This window comes from Nitrosomonas sp. Nm34 (assembly GCF_900113925.1).
Taxonomy (GTDB): domain Bacteria; phylum Pseudomonadota; class Gammaproteobacteria; order Burkholderiales; family Nitrosomonadaceae; genus Nitrosomonas.
In genome coordinates this window covers 1-3598 of record NZ_FORD01000114.1, presented here as the reverse complement: position 1 = coordinate 3598, position 3598 = coordinate 1, and the positions used below count along the sequence as shown (strand labels likewise).

The window sequence follows — 3598 nt, the reverse complement described above, 5'->3', positions numbered from 1 at the left end:
TTTTTCACAGTTTTACTCTTCTTTTCCTTTTTCACCTTCTTTGGCACTGGCCTGGAATTCATCGTGATACTTGAATTTAGGTTCACCCACAAACACACCATCGAGTTTGAAGTGCTCGTGCATGGCTTTCACATCTTTGACCATTTTATCAAAGTCAAAGGTGTATTTCGGATCCACGTCCGGAGTAAAGGGGGTATAAGGGGCTTTCGCTCCTTTCCAGGGTGATCCTTCATAGTTCATGTGACAGGCATTGCAGCTTTCCTCAAACGCAAAGTCCTGTCCTTTGTCTGCCAGCGTTTTACGCGGTGTGGTCTTGTTTGATTTCTCAAAGGCTTGCCCGGCCTTGCGATGATCGCCACGGTAATTTTTGCCCGGCCCATGGCAGGATTCACAGCCTACTCCTGTCAGCGGTTTTTTCGGGGCATCAATGCTATAGCCGCCTGTTTTGCCAAATCCGTCGACATGACAGCCGACGCAGTCTTTGTCCTGGGTGTAGTCTTTCTCAGGATCCAGCTTGGCTTTGACTTTGGCTTCCTTTTTGGTATTGGGCTTGAGCGATTCCATCGCTTTGGCATGGGCGGTGTCTTTCCAGGATTTGGCTTGCGATTTGTGACAGTTGCTGCATTTGGTGCGACCTTCAAATGGGGCGTCTGAGGCAGCGATAGCACCGCCTGTCATGAATGCAAACATGGCTGCGATAGCAATGGCATAGGCTGTAATGTACTTCATGTTCTCTCCTCTCTTTTAATTTGGGTCTTGGTTATCATCCGGCTAAGCCTCAATTGTACGCGATCATCGGATTGTGTAAATGGTTTTGATGCGATCAGGGGTATTGGGTGGCGGCTCGCTTCATGGCAGCTTGTATACCCAGTATCCCCCTTGTTGATAAACGAGTTGCACCGCCTGGAGGTTCAGTGGCGGCGCTTTCTCAGTAAAAGGCAGCAGATGCGCCATGAGGGTCTGCGTGCTGGGCTCGTCCGCAAGAAAGAAGGCCCGGATGTCGCGATCAGACAGGGATTGCAGCGTATAGGTGCGGTAATCATGTTCTTTCATCTCGACTTTCATGTGGTTGATCAGTCCATGGATATTGCCGGTCAGCACGAAGTTTTTGTAGGCGACGCCAAATTTGTCCGGGTGCAGCAGTCCTAATTTGTATAAGTCAGAGACATGGATCACGAGGTAGGCTTCCCGGTTGGGGCCAATCAAGTCACGCAGTCTGGCTGCGCCTGCTTCAGGCGGTTGCAGCAGGGCTTCAGTAAAGCGCTGGAACTGGTCTCGTTCTTGTGCGGTGGGCACGCTGTGCGAAAGGTCGCTTTCATAGGCACGGATGGTGTCGGCATACGGCTGCCAGCGCGCCGGAATGATGAGCGGTTCATTTAAGTGTGCGTTAAACAGGGTGTTGCGCTCGGACAGCAGGTGTATTTGACGCGAGCTATCCCACCAGGCCAGGATAAGGGCGTCCGGCGAGACGTATTTGCCGATGGCGCTGGCTAATGCGCTCAGCTCCGAGGGTTTGCGCTCCAGGGCAATCAGCGGTTCTCCCGTTTGATTTTCCCAGTTGAGCAGTACCGGCCCTTCTTTTCCCTTTTGCCCGAAATAGGCCAGCGCAATGGGCTGGTCTTTTTCTGCTATGCGTATTTCATATTTGCTGATCTTGAGCGTCGGCCAGGCTTCCAGTTCGAGCTCCGGAAATCGGTTCGCTTCCCCTTCTGCGATCAGCTGGTAGTGATAAGGGGCTGTCTGCGGTGTCAGCCAGAGATAAGCAAACCAGCCAAGTAAAATGAAACCTCCCGTTACGAGCGTGATGCCTAGTAACGGGAGGAGCTTGTCTTGCCAGCGCCCCCCGGGGGGGCGCTGTTTGTCATTGGCTGTACTCAAGCTTTGTTTTGCTTACGTTTACGCCAGCCAATCAGCGCGAGCGTGCCGGCCAGCAGCATGCCGCCGCCGAGTCCGCCCAGTGAGATTTTTTCACTGTCGCTGTTCAGGTCAAGCAGACTGGTTTTGGTGCCTTCCAGTTTGTTGACGCGTTCCTGCAGGGTGATCATTTCGCGCAGTCGGGTGTGTTCGTCTTGAATTTCGACATAGGCGCGATTCATCGGACCCCATCCTTCCGTATAGGTCCAGCCACCGGGGTTGACGTGGGCAAAGCCTACGTGCATTTTTGCAAGGTCGTTCTCAGCCATTTCAAGCACTTTGAGTTCCATCGAGGCTGGGTTGTTGCCTTTTGACCAGAACAGCTGGGTGAATTGGCCAAAGCCCGGTTTGTCAGGAGCAGGCGGGGCCGGACGATTGGTTTTTTGTCCGGTCAGCAGGCCTTCGTCGTAGAGTTTCTTGACGATGTCATGAGCTTCCTGGTATTTGGCCAGGCCTTCGAGCGTGCCTTTGTCCATGAGTTCCAGGTAGGTGCGCGCAAAACGTTCCGAGTGACATTGGCTACAGGTGGCTGCCCAGGAGTCGAGTCGTTTTTCTGACCATTCGCTGGAGATGTTTTCAGCTACACCGGGTACAAACGGATAGTTGGCCCAGCGTACTTTTCGCACCATGTTGTGCGCGTATTCGCCTTCATATTCCATGTGGCAGCTGGCACAGGTGGGGGCGCTTTGGCCGCCTTTGGCAAAGGCGTCTTTCAAGGGCACGTCCCAGTTCCATTTATCGCCCATCATGGCGGTGACTTTGCCGTGCTTGGACATGGAGTAGGCTTCCCAGTTGTTGTGGTCTACCCCGCTGTGGCAGGTGGCACAGGCTTCCGGTTTACGGGATTCTGCCGCAGAAAATTCGTGCCGGGTATGACAGCCGTCACATTTGTTCTGGTTGTAATGGCACATGGAGCAGCCTTCAGCCACTTCGCGCTGCGGCATGGCGGCCCAGACGGTGGTTTCGATGTTGGCTTTCCAGTCCAGCGCATGGGAGGGTCGTCCTTCCGGCCATTGTCCATTCGGGAAAATCATGGTGTCGCGTTCCGATTCACGCTCGGCAAATTCGCGCAGGTGACAGGTGCCGCAGGTGTCAGCGGTCGGCATGCGGATGTCTTTGGTGTGATCCGCTTTCTTCTTGGCGTTCACTTCGACGTGGCAGTCGATACAGCCTACTTCCTTCAGGTTTTCCTTGGCACCCAGTTTACCGAGGGAACGCAGGTTATTTTCGACTTCTTCCAGCTTTTCCTTTTTGTAATATTTCGCATCTTCCGGTTTCAGTTTACGTACTTCGTCCAGGTTAGCATGGGTGCTGCGTTTCCAGGCTTGTACCCAGACCGGTGATTCGTCAGAGTGACATTCGACGCATTCTTGACGCGTGACGACTTCCTTGACCGATGAAGGGGCTTTGTAAAAAGTGGTCGGGTCTAAATACATGCTATAGGGAATCGGCTCCCAGTATTCAGCCATCGTGCCACGTCCTGCTCCCTGAGCAGGATCCTTGTAGCGCTTGACCAGCGCGTCGTAGGTCTCCTTCGGCGTGGCCTTGCTACGATCCAGGTTCAGTGCCTTGTATGTCTCATCCGGCACACTCGACAGGTTCGCATGCACTGCTCCCGCCAGCATTACTCCACAGGCTATCGCTAGCCCTTTCAGCCATTTTCTGGCATTCATTCCTCTCTCCT

3 protein-coding genes are annotated in these 3598 nt (G+C 53.6%); all 3 read right to left on the bottom strand.

Translation table 11 applies throughout. The features are described from left to right. Nucleotides 1-12: 12 nt before the first annotated feature. The gene (cycA, locus tag BM283_RS17380) at nt 13-729 is read right to left on the bottom strand and encodes a cytochrome c-550 CycA (RefSeq protein WP_090695373.1); all 717 of its coding nucleotides are present in this window, start codon (nt 727-729) and stop codon (nt 13-15) included. A gap of 120 nt (nt 730-849) precedes the next feature. Beyond that, a complete protein-coding gene (gene haoB / locus BM283_RS17375) occupies nt 850-1878 on the bottom strand; it encodes a hydroxylamine oxidation protein HaoB (RefSeq protein WP_090695370.1) in 1029 nt (342 codons plus the stop codon). Continuing rightward, nucleotides 1875-3598: multiheme c-type cytochrome (locus BM283_RS17370; protein ID WP_254776436.1), on the bottom strand; the 1724-nt coding region annotated here is incomplete at its 5' end. The genes BM283_RS17370 and haoB, both read right to left, overlap by 4 nt.